The organism is Sulfitobacter sp. DSM 110093 (genome assembly GCF_022788715.1).
GTDB lineage: Bacteria > Pseudomonadota > Alphaproteobacteria > Rhodobacterales > Rhodobacteraceae > Sulfitobacter.
In genome coordinates this window covers 3,338,989-3,356,441 of record NZ_CP085167.1, presented here as the reverse complement: position 1 = coordinate 3,356,441, position 17,453 = coordinate 3,338,989, and the positions used below count along the sequence as shown (strand labels likewise).

20 protein-coding genes and 1 riboswitch are annotated in these 17,453 nt (G+C 65.4%); of the genes, 17 read left to right on the top strand and 3 right to left on the bottom strand.

Features of this window, described 5'->3' with window-relative positions; translation table 11 throughout:
• Nucleotides 1-85 precede the first annotated feature (85 nt).
• A riboswitch (cobalamin riboswitch) is annotated at nucleotides 86-303 on the top strand.
• Nucleotides 304-336: 33 nt separating this feature from the next.
• From DSM110093_RS16405 to cobJ, 10 genes are all read left to right on the top strand, one after another.
• The gene (locus DSM110093_RS16405; RefSeq protein ID WP_243266068.1) at nucleotides 337-507 is read left to right on the top strand and encodes a CbtB-domain containing protein; all 171 of its coding nucleotides are present in this window, start codon (nucleotides 337-339) and stop codon (nucleotides 505-507) included.
• Between the two features lie 214 nt (nucleotides 508-721).
• On the top strand, nucleotides 722-1,405 hold the full coding sequence (locus DSM110093_RS16400) for a CbtA family protein (RefSeq protein ID WP_243266067.1): 684 nt from the start codon (nucleotides 722-724) through the stop codon (nucleotides 1,403-1,405).
• A gap of 11 nt (nucleotides 1,406-1,416) precedes the next feature.
• Nucleotides 1,417-1,914, top strand: a complete 498-nt coding sequence (locus tag DSM110093_RS16395) for a hypothetical protein (RefSeq protein WP_243266066.1) — start codon at nucleotides 1,417-1,419, stop codon at nucleotides 1,912-1,914.
• Between the two features lie 72 nt (nucleotides 1,915-1,986).
• Entirely contained in the window at nucleotides 1,987-2,361 is a 375-nt protein-coding gene (locus tag DSM110093_RS16390) for a DUF1636 domain-containing protein (RefSeq protein WP_243266065.1), read from the top strand.
• Nucleotides 2,358-3,392: a cobalamin biosynthesis protein CobW gene (gene cobW / locus DSM110093_RS16385; RefSeq protein ID WP_243266064.1), complete on the top strand. Its 1,035-nt coding sequence runs from the start codon at nucleotides 2,358-2,360 to the stop codon at nucleotides 3,390-3,392. The genes DSM110093_RS16390 and cobW overlap by 4 nt, the downstream gene beginning before the upstream one ends.
• A gap of 6 nt (nucleotides 3,393-3,398) precedes the next feature.
• The gene (cobN, locus tag DSM110093_RS16380) at nucleotides 3,399-6,641 is read left to right on the top strand and encodes a cobaltochelatase subunit CobN (RefSeq protein ID WP_243266063.1); all 3,243 of its coding nucleotides are present in this window, start codon (nucleotides 3,399-3,401) and stop codon (nucleotides 6,639-6,641) included.
• Nucleotides 6,638-7,786: a precorrin-3B synthase gene (cobG, locus tag DSM110093_RS16375; RefSeq protein WP_243266062.1), complete on the top strand. Its 1,149-nt coding sequence runs from the start codon at nucleotides 6,638-6,640 to the stop codon at nucleotides 7,784-7,786. The genes cobN and cobG overlap by 4 nt, the downstream gene beginning before the upstream one ends.
• Nucleotides 7,776-8,408, top strand: coding sequence for a precorrin-8X methylmutase (locus DSM110093_RS16370; protein ID WP_243266061.1), 633 nt, complete (start codon nucleotides 7,776-7,778; stop codon nucleotides 8,406-8,408). The genes cobG and DSM110093_RS16370 overlap by 11 nt, the downstream gene beginning before the upstream one ends.
• Nucleotides 8,409-8,410: 2 nt before the next feature.
• Complete coding sequence (gene cobI, locus DSM110093_RS16365) at nucleotides 8,411-9,142, top strand: precorrin-2 C(20)-methyltransferase (protein ID WP_243267737.1); 732 nt, start codon at nucleotides 8,411-8,413, stop codon at nucleotides 9,140-9,142.
• Nucleotides 9,139-9,873: a precorrin-3B C(17)-methyltransferase gene (gene cobJ / locus DSM110093_RS16360; protein ID WP_243266060.1), complete on the top strand. Its 735-nt coding sequence runs from the start codon at nucleotides 9,139-9,141 to the stop codon at nucleotides 9,871-9,873. The genes cobI and cobJ overlap by 4 nt, the downstream gene beginning before the upstream one ends.
• On the opposite strand, the gene DSM110093_RS16355 is transcribed toward cobJ, so the two are convergent.
• Entirely contained in the window at nucleotides 9,849-10,595 is a 747-nt protein-coding gene (locus tag DSM110093_RS16355) for a cobalt-precorrin-6A reductase (protein ID WP_243266059.1), read from the bottom strand. The two genes, cobJ and DSM110093_RS16355, sit on opposite strands and share 25 nt — an antisense overlap.
• Before the next feature lies 1 nt (nucleotide 10,596).
• On the opposite strand from DSM110093_RS16355, the gene DSM110093_RS16350 reads away from it, so the two are divergent.
• Genes DSM110093_RS16350 through cobF form a run of 7 tightly spaced genes read left to right on the top strand, consistent with a single transcriptional unit; the run spans nucleotide 10,597 to nucleotide 16,023 of the window.
• Nucleotides 10,597-11,778 carry a bifunctional cobalt-precorrin-7 (C(5))-methyltransferase CbiE/decarboxylating cobalt-precorrin-6B (C(15))-methyltransferase CbiT gene (locus DSM110093_RS16350; RefSeq protein ID WP_243266058.1) on the top strand — a complete coding sequence of 394 codons (1,182 nt, stop codon included), beginning with the start codon at nucleotides 10,597-10,599 and terminating at the stop codon, nucleotides 11,776-11,778.
• On the top strand, nucleotides 11,775-12,152 hold the full coding sequence (locus tag DSM110093_RS16345) for a cobalamin biosynthesis protein (RefSeq protein ID WP_007118245.1): 378 nt from the start codon (nucleotides 11,775-11,777) through the stop codon (nucleotides 12,150-12,152). The genes DSM110093_RS16350 and DSM110093_RS16345 overlap by 4 nt, the downstream gene beginning before the upstream one ends.
• Complete coding sequence (cobM, locus tag DSM110093_RS16340; protein WP_243266057.1) at nucleotides 12,149-12,934, top strand: precorrin-4 C(11)-methyltransferase; 786 nt, start codon at nucleotides 12,149-12,151, stop codon at nucleotides 12,932-12,934. Before DSM110093_RS16345 ends, cobM begins: the two co-directional genes overlap by 4 nt.
• On the top strand, nucleotides 12,931-14,253 hold the full coding sequence (locus DSM110093_RS16335; RefSeq protein WP_243266056.1) for a cobyrinate a,c-diamide synthase: 1,323 nt from the start codon (nucleotides 12,931-12,933) through the stop codon (nucleotides 14,251-14,253). Before cobM ends, DSM110093_RS16335 begins: the two co-directional genes overlap by 4 nt.
• Nucleotides 14,253-14,978, top strand: a complete 726-nt coding sequence (cobA, locus tag DSM110093_RS16330) for a uroporphyrinogen-III C-methyltransferase (RefSeq protein WP_243266055.1) — start codon at nucleotides 14,253-14,255, stop codon at nucleotides 14,976-14,978. The genes DSM110093_RS16335 and cobA overlap by 1 nt, the downstream gene beginning before the upstream one ends.
• The gene (locus DSM110093_RS16325; protein WP_243266054.1) at nucleotides 14,975-15,277 is read left to right on the top strand and encodes a DUF1636 domain-containing protein; all 303 of its coding nucleotides are present in this window, start codon (nucleotides 14,975-14,977) and stop codon (nucleotides 15,275-15,277) included. Before cobA ends, DSM110093_RS16325 begins: the two co-directional genes overlap by 4 nt.
• The gene (gene cobF / locus DSM110093_RS16320; protein WP_243266053.1) at nucleotides 15,274-16,023 is read left to right on the top strand and encodes a precorrin-6A synthase (deacetylating); all 750 of its coding nucleotides are present in this window, start codon (nucleotides 15,274-15,276) and stop codon (nucleotides 16,021-16,023) included. Before DSM110093_RS16325 ends, cobF begins: the two co-directional genes overlap by 4 nt.
• A gap of 3 nt (nucleotides 16,024-16,026) precedes the next feature.
• On the opposite strand, the gene arfB is transcribed toward cobF, so the two are convergent.
• Nucleotides 16,027-16,449, bottom strand: a complete 423-nt coding sequence (gene arfB, locus DSM110093_RS16315; protein ID WP_067939814.1) for an alternative ribosome rescue aminoacyl-tRNA hydrolase ArfB — start codon at nucleotides 16,447-16,449, stop codon at nucleotides 16,027-16,029.
• A gap of 331 nt (nucleotides 16,450-16,780) precedes the next feature.
• Complete coding sequence (locus DSM110093_RS16310) at nucleotides 16,781-17,401, bottom strand: queuosine precursor transporter (RefSeq protein WP_243266052.1); 621 nt, start codon at nucleotides 17,399-17,401, stop codon at nucleotides 16,781-16,783.
• Nucleotides 17,402-17,453 lie beyond the last annotated feature (52 nt).

Here is a 17,453-nt window from a genome sequence, read left to right as displayed (position 1 = left end):
GACCATATTTGTCTACTAGATGCTGTATGCGCGATTGTGTTTCGTCGTGCTCAATAAATGCGGCTTGTCAGGAAGGGTCGAAAATGCGTAATTGAAGACGCTTGGTGTCCCGAGAAGCACCTGTTGGTGTGGGACCGAAAAGGGAATTCAGTAAGGAGTCGCAAGACCCCGAAGCCGAAGCCGCCCCCGCGACTGTAAGCGGTGAGCCAATGCCCCTCGTGCCACTTGTCCATTCGGACGGGGAAGGCGGGCAAAGGTCACGACCCGCGAGCCAGGAGACCTGCCAGGCGAATGAAACGCTAGATGCCGTCGGGTGTGACGGTAAGGAGAATGAAGATGACGACATTGATTAAGACCGCCGGTGCCACGCGCAGCAAACTCGTACCGGCGCTGTTTGCCGCCGTATTGGGTGTGGCTCTGATGGCGCTGACCGGCCATGTGCAGGCCGCAGCACTGCATGATGCCGCCCATGATGTGCGCCACGCGACAGGCTTTCCCTGCCACTAAGCGCCCGTGTTCGGTGTCACAGAGGTCCGGGCTGCCATGCCGCAGTCCGGCTGTCTGTGATTCTGGTTTTCTTTTCATGCCCGCCTCTTGCCGTTTTGCCCGCGCCCGCCCTTCGCTGTGTGGGCAAGGCTTTGGCGCATCTTGAGGTTGGCTGATGGCTTGGCCCGCTATTGGTGCGGCGCCGGGTCTCATTTCGCATCCAAGGATCATTGCGATGTTCTCACGTTTTCTGACTTCCGCCCTGTTTGCCGGGGCGTCTGCCGGTTTGCTGACCGGCCTGCTGCAACTCTATTTCGTGCAGCCCGTGCTGCTTCATGCCGAGCTTTATGAGACTGGCGCGCTGGTGCATTTCGGGGCCGATGCGGTCAGCGCGCACCCCGATCTGCCAGGTTTCGATGCCGTCCGCGACGGGCTGAGCCTGATCTTCACTATGCTGACTTATACCGCCTATGCGCTGATCCTGCTCGCCGCGATGAGCTTTGGCGAAGAGCGCGGCGCGGTGATCGATGGCCGCTGGGGCATCCTTTGGGGTATGGCGGGTTTCGTCGCTTTCCACCTCGCGCCGGGGTTCAGCCTTGCGCCCGAGGTGCCCGGCGTGGCCGCGGCAGACATCACCGCGCGGCAGATCTGGTGGTTCGCCACGGCGGGCGCTGCACTGGTGGCGCTTTGGCTGCTGGCCTTCGGCAGTGGTTGGGCCGCATGGATCGGCGCGGCGGTGTTGCTGATGGCCCCGCATATCGTCGGCGCACCCGAACCCGACAGCTTTAGCGGCCCGGTGCCCACCGAGATCGGCGCGCTGTTTGCCGCCCGCGCGCTTGGCATCGGCCTTGTCGCATGGGTGCTACTGGGCAGTTTCGCCGGGTTCTTTTGGCAACGCGAAGGCGCGCGCAGCGCCTGAGGGAGGTCAAGATGGACAGATCACTGGCGCTTTTCGCCATCGGGTTGGTCTTTGGCGGTGGCATTGGTTTTGCCATCGCCGCAAGCAACGGGGTGACCTTCGATGGCCATGACCATGGCGACCCTGCCGCCCATGGCGGGATGGACCACGGCAGCGCAGACCACGCGCGGATGCACGGCCAACCTATCGCGCTTGCCGCCGAAGACGCCCCCAGCCTTGCGATCCGCGTGACGCCTGACCCAATGTCGGGCCATAACCTCTATGTCGCAACCGAAGGCTTCGCCTTTGCTCCCCAAAACGCCAGCGGCGACAACCAGCCGGGCGAGGGCCACGCCCATGTCTATGTCAACGGCACCAAGATCGGGCGGCTTTATGGCCCATGGCTGCATCTGCCCGCTCTGCCCAAAGGCGAGGTCACGGTTGAGGTCACGCTGAACGCCAATGACCATCGCCCCTTGGCGGTGAACGGTGCGCCGATTACAGCCCGCGAGGTGCTGACAGTTGAATAATCGCCCCGCTTCCCCTTTTCATGGCGCGCCAGAGCGCATACCCGGCACGCATAACCCAATGGGACAAGATTAATGAGCGCAACCCTACATGTCTGCATGACCTGCCGCGCAGGCGAGGTGCTGGAGGAAGACGCCTCGCGCCCCGGCGCGCAGCTTCATGCCGCCCTTGATGCCACAGGCGCGCCTGAGGGCGTGACCATCGTGCCGGTGCAATGTCTTTCGGCCTGTTCGCAGGGCGCCGCCGTGGCGCTGTCTGCGCCGGGCAAATGGTCCTATGTTTATGGCCGCCTGACCAAGGAAGACGCCGCCGACATCCTTGCCGGAGCCGCCGCCTATGCCGCCACCGAAGACGGGCTGGTGCCATGGCGCGAACGTCCGGTGATCTTTCGCAAGCAAAGCCTTGCGCGTATCCCCCCTTTGACCCTGCCGCAGGAGCCTTCCTCATGAGCGATCTCGCCAAAATTCCCGTTACCGTCATCACCGGTTTTCTCGGCGCGGGCAAGACCACGTTGATCCGCCACCTGATGACCAATGCAGGCGGGCGTCGCCTTGCCGTGCTGGTCAATGAATTCGGCACCGTGGGCGTGGATGGCGACATCCTGAAGTCCTGCGCCATCGACGATTGCCCGGCTGAGAACATCGTCGAGCTGGCCAATGGTTGCATCTGCTGCACCGTGGCGGACGACTTTATCCCAACCATTGAGGCGCTGATGGCCCTGCCGACCCGCCCCGATCACATCCTGATCGAAACCTCCGGGCTGGCCCTGCCGAAGCCGCTGCTCAAAGCCTTTGACTGGCCCGCGATCCGGTCCAAAATCACCGTCGATGGCGTGATCGCGCTGGCCGATGCCGAGGCCGTGGCGGCGGGCACCTTCGCCGCCGATGTCGCCGCCGTGGATGCGCAGCGTCTGGCCGATGACAGTCTCGACCACGAAACCCCGCTGTCTGAGGTGTTCGAAGATCAGATTTCCTGCGCCGATATCATCTTGATGTCCAAGGCCGATCTGGCCGGTCCCGATGGCCTCGCCAAAGCGCGCAAGGTAATCGAAGACGAAAGCCCGCGCGAGATTCCGATCCTTGAGATGACCGAGGGCGTCATTGACCCCAAGGTCGTGCTGGGCCTCAACGCCGCCGCCGAAGACGACCTCGCCGCGCGCCCCTCGCATCATGACGGCCACGACGATCACGAGCATGACGATTTCGAAACCGTGGTGATCCCGATGCCGGAAGTGGCGGATGTAGAGGCGCTTGTCGCCTCAATCGAACGTCTCGCACGCGAACAGAACATCCTGCGCGTGAAGGGCTATGTCGCGGTCGAGGGTAAACCGATGCGCCTGTTGGTTCAGGCCGTGGGCGCGCGGGTGCGCCAGCAGTTCGACCGCCCTTGGGGCAGCGACACGCGCGCCGGGCATCTGGTGGTCATCGCTGAACATGACGACATCGACCTCGCCAAAATCCGCGAGACATTGGGAGCCTAACCGCGCATGCATGTCGTCTTTCGCGAAAGCCACGGGTTGGAGGATACCGACACCCCATATGATCCGGGTCAAACGCCCGCCGATCTGGTGGTGCTGTCGTTTTCCGACAGTGACCTCGGCGCTTTCGCGGCAGGCTGGCACCGCGGCGGCGGCAAGGAGGGCAAGCTGCCCTCGCTGCGGCTGTGCAACCTTGTGGCGTTGCGCCACCCTGCGTCGGTCGACAACTACATCGAACAGACGCTGACCGGGACCAAGGGCATTCTGATCCGCCTTATCGGAGGCGAGAACTACTGGCCTTACGGCATCATGCAGGTCCAAGATTTCGCCCGCCGGAATGACATCGCGCTGGCCGTGCTGCCCGCCGATGGGCGCGAGGATCCGGGGCTCGACGCCCATTCGACTTTGCCGGTTTCTACCCTGCGGCGTCTTGCGCATCTCTGTGACGCGGGCGGCCCGGTGGCGGCGCAGGCCGCGCTGGCGCAGATGGCACTGGCGGCGGGCTTTTACGCCGGGCCGGTCATGGGCGCCAAAACGGTGCCCGATTGCGGCTATTACGACCCCGATCAGGGTGTGGTGCCTTTCGCCGACGCGGCGGGGGATGCCGTCGCTGTCACCTTCTACCGCAGCTACCTTCTGGCCGCCGATACCGCGCCTGTCGATGCACTGATCCGCGCCTTGCGAGCCGCGGGGCTGAATGCCATCGGGCTGTTTGTCCCCTCGCTGAAATCCGATCCCGCGCGGAGCTTTTTGGGTGACGCGCTCGCCGCGATGAACCCCGTTTCCATCGTCAACGCCACCGCCTTCTCGGGGCGCGGCGATGACGGCACCTCCCCGCTCGACGCGCCGGGATGCCCGGTGTTTCAAGTGGCGCTCTCAACCGCGCGGCGGCGCGATTGGGACGAAAGCGAGCGCGGCCTCTCGCCCGCCGATCTGGCGATGCATGTGGTCCTGCCCGAAGTGGATGGCCGCATTTTCACCGGCGTCGTGAGTTTCAAAAGCCCGGAAAAACGCGACCCCGATCTGCAGTATTCCCGCTTTGCCCACCGCGCCGAGGATGCCCGCATCGCCGCCGTGGTGGCGCGTGTGCTGGGCTGGCATCGTCTGGCCCAAACCCCGGCGGACCGGTGCAAACTGGCGCTGGTGCTCTCGACCTATCCGGGGCGGGACGATCAACTGGCCCATGCGGTCGGCCTTGATGCGCTGTCCAGCGTCGAAGACATGCTGATGCGGCTGGCGGGCGAGGGCTATAGCGTGACGCCGCAAATCGGCTTTGGCCGGAGCCTTACCGAACAGCGCATTTCGTGGCCGCTTATCGACTACCATGCCGCCTTGGCCACCCTGCCACAGGCGCTACGCGATGACCTCAGCGATGCATGGGGCACGGTTGAGGATGATCCGCTGGTTCAAGATGGCGCCTTTCACTTCGCCGCGCAAACATGCGGCAACGCGCTGGTCGCGCTACAACCCGAACGCGGCGATCTGCAAGACCGCGAAGACAGCTATCACGACCTCGCCCGCACGCCGCGCCATTCCTATGTGGCCTTCTACCTTTGGCTGCGCGCGCAGGGGAATCACGCGCTGGTGCATATCGGCGCGCATGGCACGCTAGAATGGCTGCCGGGCAAGGCCGTGGCCCTGTCAAACGATTGCTGGCCCGAGGCGCTGACCGGCGATCTGCCGGTGATCTATCCGTTTATCGTCAACGATCCCGGTGAAGCGGCACAGGCCAAGCGGCGCATCGGGGCGGTGACCTTGGGCCATCTGCCCCCGCCGCTGAAAGGCAGTGAAACGCCCGACGGGCTGTTGCGGCTGGAACGGTTGCTGGACGAATATTCCACCGCCGATGGGCTTGACCCTGCGCGCCGCGACCGGCTGGTCGACACGATCCGCGCCGAGGCGCAGGCGGCGGGGGTCGAAGATGACCTCGGCCTCGACGCCGCCAGTTCCTCGGCCGAGGCGCTGACCCGGATCGACGCCTTCGTCTGCGACATCAAGGAAAGCCAATACGGCGATGGGCTGCACATCTTTGGCGCGGGCGAAGGCGAATGGGATGGGCTGCTAACAGCGCTTTCGGGGCGGCGCGTTACTGCTGGCCCGTCGGGTTCGCCCTATCGCGGGCGGTCGGATGTGCTGCCCACGGGGCGCAACCTCTATGCCGTCGATCCGCGCGGCGTGCCCAGCCGGGCCGCCCATGCGCAGGGCGTGAAACTGGCCGAGGAACTGCTGCGTCGGCACCTACAAGACAACGGCGATTGGCCGCGGGGGTTGGTGATTGACCTTTGGGGATCGGCCACCATGCGCACGGCGGGCGAAGAGGTCGCGATGGCTATGCATCTCGCGGGGCTCGCGCCGAAATGGGACGACGGCAGCGAGCGGGTCTCGGGCTTTGAGGTACTGCCGCTGACCCTGTTGGACCGGCCGCGCATCGATGTGACACTGCGCATCTCGGGCCTGTTCCGGGATGTGTTTCCGGGGCTCGGGCAGATCTTCGAGGCAGGCGCCGCAGTATTGGCCGAACGCGAAGAAGCGCCCGACATGAACCCCTACCTCACCCGCACGCCGCGGGTCTTTGGCCCCAAGCCCGGCCTCTACGGCGTGAACATGGAAGCGGCCTTGCAAGACTATTCCGACGCGGGCCGCGCGGCAGCGGGGGAGGCGTGGCTCAGCGGCTCCGAATGGGCAATCAACGCCCAAGGCGAAGCGCATCAGGACCGCGCCGCGCTGGAGGCGCAGTTGCACCGCGCCGATGGTTTTGCCCATGTGCAGGACTTGGCCGAAAGCGATATCCTGTTGGCGTCGGACTATGCCAGCCACGAAGGTGGTTTTGCCGCCGCGATGGCGCATCTGGGGGCGCAGAAACCCGCGATGTACCACCTCGATCACACCCGCGCTGGCAGTCCTCGCGCGCGGTCCATGCCCGAAGAAATCGCCCGCGTCGTGCGCGCTCGTGCCGCCAATCCCGGCTGGGCCAGCGGCATGATGCGCCACGGTTTTCGCGGCGCGGCAGAGGTGGCGGCGACGCTAGACAACCTCGCCGCCTTTGCGCATTTGACGCGCGAAGTGCCTGCGCATCTCTTTGATCTCTATTTCGACGCCACGCTGGGCCGCGACGATCTTGTGGCCTTCATGGAGGCCGAGAACCCTGCCGCGCTGCAGGCCATGCGCGACCGTTTCGCGGCGCTTCGGGACGCTGGCCTTTGGGTGACGCGCCGCAATTCGATCTCGGCCACGTTGGACGGGGTGGAGTGAGCATAGCCCCCGTCATCAAGGGCTGGTGCCCCGGCGCGCTGCGGCCAATGCTGTCGGGCGATGGGCTGGTGGTCCGCCTCCGCGTGCCGCAGGGGCGGTTAACCGTAGTCCAAGCGCGCGGCGTCGCAGAGCTGTCGCAGCGCTATGGCAACGGGATGCTCGACCTGTCGAACCGGGGGAATCTGCAACTGCGCGGGATTGATCCCGCGCGGCATGAGGGGCTGATCGACGCGCTTCGCGCGCTGGCGCTGATTGACGCTGACGAGCACACCGAGCGACGGCGTAACCTCATGGTGACGCCCTTCTGGCAAGCGGGCGATGATACGAATTTCCTAACCCAGCAGTTGATCGCCGCTGCGCAGGTCCATGCGCTGCCCGATGTATCGAGCAAATTCGGCTATGCGGTCGATACAGGGCAACAGCCGGTGTTGCAGGGTGACCCCGCCGATATTCGTTTTGAGCGGGCGGCGGAGGGGCAGCTTTTGCTCTGCGCCGAGGGCGCGGAAATGGGCAAGCCCATCTCTCTGGAGACCGCCGTGACTGAGGCCATCGCGTTGGCCACATGGGTTCGCGCCCAGGGTGCCAGCCGCGCCGCGCGCGCCTTGGCGGCGGGGGCGACCGTCCCTTCTGGTTTCGACCATCCCCGGCAAAGCGGCCTGAGTACTCCGACGCTAGGCCACTATCCAGCGGGCGCGCTGGTTGCCTGTGCTTTCGGTCAGATGGACGCTGAAACGCTCACTGCCCTTGCCAACCTTGGCCCGCTGCGCTTGACCCCGTGGCGGATGGTGCTGATCGAAGGCGCGACTGCTCTGCCTGACCTGCCCAGCCTCATCACCGACGCCGCCGATCCACTCCTGCGCGTTGTCGCCTGTATCGGCGCACCCGGCTGCGCGCAGGCGCGCGGCGAAACGCGCGAACTGGCGCGCGACCTTGCCGCTTCGGTGCCGCAAGGCCAACGCCTGCATGTATCAGGCTGCGCCAAGGGCTGTGCTGCACCGCGCGCCACAGACATCACCCTGACCGCCACCGTGCCGGACCAATATGACCTTATCCGCAACGGCCACGCCGATGCGGCCCCTGATCTGCGCGGGCTAACTCCCGCCGCCATCGCCTCTCACCTTAGAAAGTCCGCCGATGCCCCATAGCTATATCACCGACGGTGCCGAGATTTACCGCCAGTCCTTTGCCACCATCCGCGCGGAGGCGGCGCTGGCGCACTTCACCCCCGAAGAAGAGATCGTCGCCGTGCGCATGATCCACGCCGCAGGTATGGTCGGGCTGGAGGAACACATCCGCTTTTCCGAAGGCATGGCCGTGGCCGCGCGGGCGGCGCTGGAAGACGGCGCGCCGATCCTGTGCGATGCCTATATGGTCAGCGAAGGCATCACCCGCAAACGCCTGCCACGCGAGAATGAAGTGATCTGCACCCTGCGCGACCCGTCGGTGCCGGATTTGGCGGCAAAGATGGGCAACACCCGCTCCGCTGCCGCGCTTGAGCTTTGGCGGCCGCATCTGCAAGGCGCAGTGGTGGCCATCGGCAACGCGCCGACGGCGCTGTTTCACCTGCTTAACATGCTCGAAGGCGTCGATCCGGGTCAGCGCCCGGCGGCGATCATCGGCTGCCCGGTAGGCTTTATCGGTGCGGCGGAGTCAAAAGAGGCGCTGATGCAGGATCTGCCAGTGCCCTCGATGATCGTTCAGGGGCGTTTGGGCGGCTCGGCGATCACCGTGGCGGCGGTGAACGCGCTGGCAAGCAGGGTGGAATGAAGATGGGCAAGGTTATCTGCGCGGGCCTCGGCCCCGGCGATCCGGAACTGATGAGCGTGAAATCCGACCGTGCCATTCGCGGCGCGCGGCATTTGGCGTATTTCCGCAAGAAAGGCCGCGCGGGGCAGGCGCGCCGGATCGTCGAGGGCATGTTGCGCGACGACGTGGTGGAATATGCGATGGAATATCCCGTGACCACGGAATTGCGGTTCGATTCGCCCGAATACCGCGCCCAGATGGTCACCTTTTACGAGGAATGGGCCGACCGTTTGGAAACACTGGCGCAGGATCACGAAGTGGTCGTGCTTTGTGAGGGTGATCCCTTCTTCTACGGCTCCTTCATGCATCTGCACACCCGGCTTCAGGGCCGCGCCGAGGTTGAGGTGCTGCCCGCGATCCCCGGTATGGTGGGCTGCTGGAACGCGCTGGATACGCCTTTCACTTGGGGCGATGATGTGGTGACCGTGCTCATGGGCACGTTGCCCGAGGCCGAGTTGACCGACCACATGAAACGGGCCGATGCGCTGGTGGTGATGAAGACGGGCCGCAACCTGCCAACCGTGCGCCGCGCGCTGGCGGCGGCGGGCAAGCTGGACGATGCATGGCTGGTGGAGCGTGGCACGATGCCCGATCAGCGGGTGGCGAAACTCTCTGACGTGGCGGACGACGATTGCCCCTATTTCGCGATCGTCTTGGTCCATGGCCAAGGCCGCAGACCGGAGGCGGAGACATGAGCGGCATTCTCTATATTGCGGGCCTCGGCCCCGGTGACGACACATTGGTAACGCCCGAGGTGACCGAGGCGTTGGCGCAGGCCACCGATGTCATCGGCTATATCCCCTACGTCGCCCGCGTCGCCCCGCGCGAAGGGCTGACGCTGCACCCCAGCGACAACCGAGTGGAGTTGGACCGCGCGACCCATGCGCTGCAATTGGCGCAAGCAGGCGCGCGGGTGGTGGTGGTGTCTTCGGGCGATCCGGGCGTCTTTGCCATGGCCTCGGCGGTGTTCGAGGCGGTGGAGCGTGACCCGGCGTTTGAGAGTGTCGACATTCGCGTGCTGCCCGGTATCACAGCGATGCTGGCGGCGGCAGCGCGGCTTGGCGCCCCCTTGGGTCATGATTTCTGTGCGATCAACCTTAGTGATAATCTTAAGCCTTGGACGATGGTCGAGCACCGTCTGCGCATGGCCGCGCGGGCGGATTTCGCCATGGCCTTCTACAACCCACGCAGCAAGTCGCGGCCGCATCAATTCGCCGAAGCGCTGGACATTCTGCGGGCCGAATGCGGGCCAGATCGGCTGATCACCTTTGCCCGCGCCGTGACCACGCCCGAAGAGGCGTTCAAAACCGTCACATTGGGCGAAGCCACACCTGAAATGGCGGATATGCGGACTGTCGTAATCGTCGGCAATTCCGCGACGCGCCGGGTCGGACGCTATGTCTATACGCCGCGCAGCGCGGTATGATGTAGCCAATGCATCACTTCGGTCACATCATTGGCAGCCACCTCGCCCGGCAGGTCGGGCCGGTCGGCCAAGATCACCGGCAGGCCAAGCGCGCGGGCGGCATCCAGCTTGGCCCGCGCGCCGGAGCCTCCGGCGTTTTTGGCGACCACATGGGTGATCGCATGGGTCTGCATCAATGCGGTATCGCCCGCCACGTCGAACGGACCCCGCGCCAGCACCACCGTCGCCCGCGGCAGCGGCAGCGGACCCTGCGGCGGATCGACGAGGCGCAGCAGGTAGCGGTGTTGCGGTTTCGCGGCAAAGAGCGCCAGTTGCTGCTTGCCGATGGCCAGAAACACCCGCGCCGGGCTGTCGGGCAGGGCGGCGGGCAGATCGGTGATGTCAGGCACGAAGGTCCAATCGTCGCCCACCTGCGGCTCCCACGGGGGGCGCTCGAACCGCACCAGCGGCAGGTCTTGTCGGGCGCAGGCGACAAAGGCATTGTTGCTCATGCCCGCAGCAAAGGGATGGGTGGCGTCGACGACATGCGTGATCGCCTCGGCCTTGAGGTAGGCCACCAGCCCGGCCACGCCGCCGAACCCGCCGACGCGGGTGGGCAGGGGCTGGGCCACCGGGCTGTCGGTGCGTCCGGCATAGGAAAACACGGCGTCGATCTCGGCCTTGACCAAGGCGCGCGCCAGGGCGCTGGCTTCGGTGGTGCCACCCAAAAGAAGGACGCGCATAGTGGGTAACCCTTGGCTCAGCATCATCGGAATGCCCGACGATAGCGCGGATGCCTTGCCCCCGGCAAGCCGCGCGGCACTGGCTGGGGCTGAGGTAATCTTTGGCGGGCCACGTCACCTAGAGCGGGCAGACGCAGGCACGCGCGGGCGGGCTTGGCCGGTGCCTTTTTCGGTTGAGCCAGTGCTGGCCGAGCGGGGCAAGCGCGTGGCGATGCTGGTCTCAGGCGATCCCTTTTGGTTTGGCGCGGGCGGCAGCATCGTCGGCGCATTGGGCCCCGACGAATGGCGCAGCCTGCCCGCGCCTTCAACATTCTCGCTGGTAGCCAATGCGCTTGGCTGGCGGTTGGAGGAGGTCAGCTGCCACGGTCTGCACGCGGCACCGCTGGCGCAATTGCGCGGTACGTTGCGTCCCAAAGGGCGGATGATCTGTCTGCTGCGTGATGGAGCTGCCCCTGCGGCGCTGGCAGAGTTCCTCTGCGCACATGGCGCTGGCGCGGCCACGTTGCATGTGGCCGAACGGCTGGGCGGCCCCGATGCGCGGCTGCGCGCGGTACAGGCGGATGGGTTTGATCTGACGGATGTGCAAGCCCCCGTGGCCGTTGGGGTGGACCTGCCCGAAGGCATCGGCCTGCCGCGCGCGCCCGGCATGCCGGATGACAGCTTTGCCAGCGACGGGCAAATCACCAAAGCACCAGTGCGGGCGCTGACGCTGTCGGCCCTCGCCCCCCGGCCCGGCGATTTGCTGTGGGACATCGGTGCGGGGAGTGGTTCGGTCTCGGTCGAGTTCTGTCTCGCCGGCGGCCACGCCATCGCCTTTGAACAACACGCCACGCGGGTAGGGAACATCACCCGCAATATCGTGGATTTCGGCCTGACCGCGCGTATGCAGGTCGCCCATGGCCGCGCGCCTGATGTCTGGGCGGGGCATCCCTTGCCTGACGTGGTCTTCGTCGGCGGTGGCGGCAACGCGGCGCTTTACGCTGCCCTGCTGCCTGCGCTACCAGCGGGCACGCGGCTGGTCGCCAATGGGGTAACGCTGGAAACCGAAGCGCTTTTGGCGCAGCTTCACGCGGCGCATGGCGGCAGTCTTTTGCGGATCGAACTGGCACAGGCCGCACCGCTGGGCACGATGCGTGGCTGGCAGCCGCTGCGGCCCGTCGTACAATGGAGCGTGACACTATGAGGATGGCCGGGATCGGATTTCGGGGCGCGGCAAGCGTGGCGTCATTGCGCGATGCGCTGGCACGGGCAAACCCCGACGGCCTTAAGATTGACGCGCTGGTGACCGAGGCGGCGAAGGCCCGCGCAACCGTGTTTCGCGACTTTGCCCAAGAATTGGGCGTGCCGGGGCTGGGTATCACCACCGAGGATTTGGCCCGCATGATCACACCCACGCAATCAGCGCGGATCGAAGACCGTTTCGGCACCGGGTCACTCTCGGAAGCCGCCGCACTGGCCGCTGCCGGGCCGGGGGCCGTATTGGTTGCCGAGCGCGTCGTTTCAGGCGATGCCATGGCCACAGCGGCGATTGCCGAGACGAAAGGAAAAACACCGTGACTGTACATTTCATCGGAGCAGGCCCGGGGGCGGCGGATCTCATCACCCTGCGCGGGCGCGACCTGATCGCGGCCTGTCCCGTCTGCCTCTATGCCGGATCGCTGGTGCCCGAAGCGCTGCTGAGCCATTGCCCCGAAGGCGCGCGGATCGTCAACACCGCGCGGCTGTCGCTGGACGACATCATGGAAGAAATCGCCGCCGCCGATGCCGCAGGGCATGACGTGGCGCGGCTGCATTCTGGCGATCTGTCGGTCTGGTCGGCGATGGGTGAACAGCTGCGCCGTCTGCGCGAGATGGGCATCGCTTATGACGTGACGCCGGGGGTGCCGTCATTTGCCGCCGCAGCGGCTGAGTTGGGCGCCGAATTGACCCTGCCGGGCGTGGCGCAATCGGTGATCCTAACCCGCACCTCGGGCCGCGCCACCGCGATGCCCGAAGAGGAGACACTCGCCAATTTCGCGCGCACCGGGGCGACGCTGGCCATCCATCTGTCGGTCCATGTTCTGGATAAAGTCGTCGAAGACCTGACCCCGCATTACGGTGCTGACTGCCCTGTCGCCGTGGTCTGGCGCGCAAGCTGGCCCGATCAGCGCATCGTCAAAGCGACGCTTTCGACTTTGCGCACCGAAGTGGGCGAAGAGATGGCCCGCACCGCGCTGATCCTCGTGGGCCATGCCCTTGGCGCTGAGGATTTCGGCGAAAGCCGCCTTTACGCTGCCGACTATGACCGCCGCTTCCGCCCCGTCGGGGCCGAACCGCGCTTTCCGGAGACCTCCTCATGATCCCCCCCGGCCTACTGATTTCCGCCCCCGCCTCCGGCACCGGAAAGACGACCCTAATGCTGGGCCTGCTGGCCGCGCTGCGTGCCGAAGGTGTCGCGGTGCAGCCGTTCAAAAGCGGCCCGGATTACATCGATCCGGCCTTTCACACGGCGGCGTCGGGGCGGGCGTCTTTCAACCTCGACAGTTGGTCGATGGACCGCGCGCGGATCGAAGGGCTGGTTGGCAATGCCGATGGGGCCGAGTTGATCCTTGGCGAAGGGTCGATGGGGCTGTTTGACGGTGTGGCCAAACCGGGTGCCTGTGGCAATGGGGCGAGCGCGGATGTCGCGGCGCTGATGGGCTGGCCGGTGGTGCTGGTGCTCGACGTGTCGGGGGCGGCGCAATCGGTCGCGGCCACGGCGCTTGGCTTTCGGGAAATGCGACCCGATGTGGAACTGGCGGGCGTGGTGCTGAACCGCGTCGCCTCCCCCCGGCACGAGACATTGGTCCGCGCGGGGATGGAGGCTGTGGGCATCAAGGTATTGGGTGCCCTGCCGCGTCGGGTTGAGATCGAAATGCCCGAGCGCCACCTCGGGTTGGTGCAGGCGGGAGAGCAGGAGAACTTGCCAGATTTGTTGGGGCAGGCCGCAGCCTTCGTCGCCGCGCATGTCGATATCCCCGCGCTTCGGGCCGCCGCGCGGGGCACCTTGCAGAACCCGCCCGCGCCCGCAAAGATCACCCCGCCCGGACAGCGCATCGCGCTGGCGCAGGACAATGCCTTTGCCTTTGTCTATCCGCATTTGCTGGCGGGATGGCGCGCGGCGGGGGCTGAGATTCTGCCCTTCTCCCCGCTGGCGGATGAAACCCCCGACGACAGCGCCGACTGCTGCTGGCTGCCCGGCGGCTATCCTGAGCTTCATGCAGGGAAACTCGCCGCCGCTGCGCACTTCCGCAAAGGGCTGCGCGACTTTGCCGAAACCCGCCCCGTGCACGGGGAATGCGGGGGCTATATGGCGATGGGTGCAGGCATCATCGACAAAGAAGGCACGCGGCACGAGATGGTGGGCCTCTTGGGGCTGGAGACATCCTTTGCCAAGCGCAAAATGCATCTGGGCTACCGTCAGGCCGACCTCAACGCGCCGATCCCCGGTTATTCGGCGCGGGCCGAATTGCGGGGCCATGAGTTCCACTATGCCACGATCCTTGCCGAGCCCGACGCCCCGCTGGCCCGGATCACCGACGCCAATGACCTTGAGGTGCCCGAGACCGGTTCGGTGCGTGAGTTCGCGGGCGGCGGACGTGCCACGGGCACCTTCTTTCACATGATTGCGGCGCTGTGATGGGGGGCTTTGTTTCCTTCGTTTCTTCCGGCCCCGGTGATCCGGAACTGCTGACCGTCAAGGCCGTGGCGCGGTTGCAGGCGGCGGATGTGGTGCTGTTTGACGACCTCAGCGCAGGCCCGATCTTGGAGCACGCGCGGCCCGATGCGGACTTGATCGGCGTCGGCAAACGGGCCGGGCGTGCCTCGCCCAAGCAAGACCATGTGAGCCGGGTCTTGGTCGATCATGCTCAGGCCGGGCTGAATGTTGTGCGGTTGAAATCCGGGGATAGCGGCATGTTCGGACGGCTGGAGGAAGAAATCATTGCGCTGCGCGCGGCGGATATCCCTTTCGAGATCGTACCAGGTGTCACCGCCGCCTCAGCCGCCGCTGCGACCGCGGGCATTCCGCTGACCCGCCGCATGACAGCGCGGCGCGTGCAGTTCATTACCGGCGCGGATGTGACGGGCGAATTGCCCCATGACGTGAACATGGCCGCTTTGGCCGATCCGATGGCGACCACCGTTGTCTATATGGGCAAACGCACCTTTGCTGGCCTCGCCGCACGATTGATCGAACACGGGTTGCCTGGCACCACGCCCGCGCTGCTGGCCGAGGCGGTTTCGACCCCGGCGGAGAAGGTGCAGCGGTTCACCATCGAAACTCTGGCCAGCTATCTGGAGAGCGCCAGCAGCACCACGCCCGCGCTGATCTTTTACGGGCCTCTGGCCGAGTTCGAGGCGTGAAGGCTTTCGTTTGCACCTCTTGCACCGCCGATGGCGGTTTTCTGCACGTTGTCCGCGCCGGATTGTCTGACGTGGAGGTCGAGGGCATCGACTGTATGTCAGGCTGCACGCGGGCGCAGACGGTTGCCTTTCGCGCGCCGGGCAAGGTGGCCTATCTGTTCGGAGAGATCACCGAAGCCGACATGGATGACCTGCGCCGCTTCGTGACGCTCTATGCCGCCTCCGCCGATGGGAAATTTCCTGATGCACGGGTGTTGGGTGGGCTGCGTTTGAAGGCAATCGCGAGGATACCGGGATGAGTGAACTTGAGCTGACATTGATCGGCATCGGCACCGGCAGCCCTGAGCATTTAACGCTGCAAGCGATCCGGGCGATGAACGCGCAAGACCTGATCTTGATCCCGCAAAAGGGCGCAGGCAAGGATGATCTGGCGGCGCTGCGGCGCAGCATTTGCGACGAGGTGCTGACCAATGAGGCGGTGCAGATCGTCGGCTTTGATTTGCCCGTGCGCGACCCCGCGATTGAGGAATATCGCGCGCGCGTCGACCAGTGGCATGACGCGATCGCGGATGCCTGGCGCGCGGCAATGGCGCAGCATCCAACGGCGCGGCGGGTGGCGCTGCTGGTCTGGGGCGATCCGTCGCTTTATGACAGCACCCTGCGCATCGCCGCGCGGCTGGATCCCGCACCGCGTATGACCGTGATCCCCGGAATCACCTCCTTGCAAGGGCTGACCGCGTCTCATGCGATCCCGCTGAATGAGATCGGTGCGCCTTTTATGGTGACCACCGGGCGGCAGCTGCGCGATCACGGCTGGCCGGAGGGGGTCGATACGCTGGTCATCATGCTGGATGGGGATTGCGCTTTTCAGACGCTGGACCCAGCGGGTGTGGAGATCTGGTGGGGGGCCTATGTCGGCATGGCCGAAGAGATCATCCGCCATGGCCCGTTGGCTGACGTCACCGAAGACATTATCGCAACACGCGCGGCGGCGCGGGCGGCGCATGGCTGGATCATGGACATCTATCTGCTGCGGCGGAGTTAAGGCTCAGGTATTCGGGTCAACCTTGCCGCGCATTGCCTTAACCTCGCCACGCACCTTCTTCGCCTTAAGACGGCGTTTCTTTGACCCCAGCGTCGGGCGGGTCGCGATGCGGCGTTTGGGCGGGGTCAGGGCGGTGCGGATCAGCTCGGCCAGCCGCTCGCGCACCAATTCGCGATTGCGGGCCTGACTGCGGGTTTCGTCACATTGCAACACCAGCGCGCCTTCGGTGGTCCAGCGGCGCCCGGCCAGACGGCGCAGGCGGTTCTTGACCGGCTGCGGCAGCGATGGCGAGGTGGCGGCCTCGAACCGCAATTCCACCGCCGAAGAGACCTTGTTCACATTCTGCCCGCCGGGACCGGAGGCGCGCATGAAGCTTTCGGTCAGCTCCCAGTCGTGAATGGCGATGTCATCGTTGATGTGCAGCATGGGCTCTCCTTGCCCGGTAACATGCCAGTCTGCGCCGTGAGGGTGAAGGGGGAATGCGAAATGGGCCGCCCCTTGCGGAACGGCCCAATCGAATGGTTTCAGGAGGGGGATCGGTTAGACCGATGTCCACCAGGTGGTTGCACTGCCAGGGGCTGCCCTAGCAAGAAACCCCGCTGGCTGTTCCGACACCTCGCTCCAATACCTTTCTTGACACTGGATCACCTCCTTTACATTTGTTGAACTCACCCTGAGCGTTGCACAGGTTTTGAAATTCGCAAAGCGTTTTTTTGGACGGTGCGGCGGCAAGGGGGCGGGCCCCCCTGCGCCGGTATCAAGCGCGGGCGGTCAGCCGTGCGGTCAGCAGCCGGAAGGGGATCAGCGCAACCAGTGCGATGGCCAGTTTCACCGACCAATCCGCCACGGCGAGCGAGACCCAAAGCGGCGCAACGGGGCCTGCGCCCAACAGCGGCAAAGCCTCGGTCGCCCAAGCGACATCGGTCGCGGGGTGAATGAACGACAGGCTGGCCGAGAACGCGATGGAGAAGAACAGCGCCGTATCGATCGCGCTGCTGATCAGCGTGCTGACCAAAGGCGCGCGCCACCACGCGCCATCGCGGAAGCGGTTGAAGATCGTTACGTCAAGCAGTTGCGCCACGAGGAATGCGGTGCCCGAAGCGACGGCGATGCGAACCGTTACCAGCGGACCAAATTCGCCCATGATCTGGGTGCCGATCAGCGAGCAGATGAGGCCGACGACGAAACCCACCAACACGACCCGGCGCGCGGCGGAGGCGCCGTAGAGGCGGTTCATCACATCGGTGACAAGGAAAGCGAGCGGATAGGTGAAAGCGCCCCACGTTAGCCATTGGCCAAACAGGAACTGAACAAGGATATTCGAGGCCACGACGATGGCGGCCATGGCAAGAATGCCGGGGAGATAGGTGCGTGTCATATGTGAACCGTTTTGTGCAAGGGTGCGGCGACTTGGCCTGCGGGGATCGCAG

What these genes read in the sequence shown, in the direction of transcription:
- cobJ (WP_243266060.1), top strand. Translation starts at nt 9,139, where the DNA reads ATGAGCGGCATTCTCTATATTGCGGGCCTCGGCCCCGGTGACGACACA.
- DSM110093_RS16355 (WP_243266059.1), bottom strand. Translation starts at nt 10,595, where the DNA reads ATGCGCGTCCTTCTTTTGGGTGGCACCACCGAAGCCAGCGCCCTGGCG.
- DSM110093_RS16395 (WP_243266066.1), top strand. Translation starts at nt 1,417, where the DNA reads ATGGACAGATCACTGGCGCTTTTCGCCATCGGGTTGGTCTTTGGCGGT.
- cobF (WP_243266053.1), top strand. Translation starts at nt 15,274, where the DNA reads ATGAGTGAACTTGAGCTGACATTGATCGGCATCGGCACCGGCAGCCCT.
- DSM110093_RS16310 (WP_243266052.1), bottom strand. Translation starts at nt 17,401, where the DNA reads ATGACACGCACCTATCTCCCCGGCATTCTTGCCATGGCCGCCATCGTC.
- arfB (WP_067939814.1), bottom strand. Translation starts at nt 16,449, where the DNA reads ATGCTGCACATCAACGATGACATCGCCATTCACGACTGGGAGCTGACC.
- DSM110093_RS16405 (WP_243266068.1), top strand. Translation starts at nt 337, where the DNA reads ATGACGACATTGATTAAGACCGCCGGTGCCACGCGCAGCAAACTCGTA.
- DSM110093_RS16335 (WP_243266056.1), top strand. Translation starts at nt 12,931, where the DNA reads ATGATCCCCCCCGGCCTACTGATTTCCGCCCCCGCCTCCGGCACCGGA.
- DSM110093_RS16345 (WP_007118245.1), top strand. Translation starts at nt 11,775, where the DNA reads ATGAGGATGGCCGGGATCGGATTTCGGGGCGCGGCAAGCGTGGCGTCA.
- DSM110093_RS16400 (WP_243266067.1), top strand. Translation starts at nt 722, where the DNA reads ATGTTCTCACGTTTTCTGACTTCCGCCCTGTTTGCCGGGGCGTCTGCC.
- DSM110093_RS16370 (WP_243266061.1), top strand. Translation starts at nt 7,776, where the DNA reads ATGCCCCATAGCTATATCACCGACGGTGCCGAGATTTACCGCCAGTCC.
- cobA (WP_243266055.1), top strand. Translation starts at nt 14,253, where the DNA reads ATGGGGGGCTTTGTTTCCTTCGTTTCTTCCGGCCCCGGTGATCCGGAA.
- cobI (WP_243267737.1), top strand. Translation starts at nt 8,411, where the DNA reads ATGGGCAAGGTTATCTGCGCGGGCCTCGGCCCCGGCGATCCGGAACTG.
- cobN (WP_243266063.1), top strand. Translation starts at nt 3,399, where the DNA reads ATGCATGTCGTCTTTCGCGAAAGCCACGGGTTGGAGGATACCGACACC.
- DSM110093_RS16390 (WP_243266065.1), top strand. Translation starts at nt 1,987, where the DNA reads ATGAGCGCAACCCTACATGTCTGCATGACCTGCCGCGCAGGCGAGGTG.
- cobW (WP_243266064.1), top strand. Translation starts at nt 2,358, where the DNA reads ATGAGCGATCTCGCCAAAATTCCCGTTACCGTCATCACCGGTTTTCTC.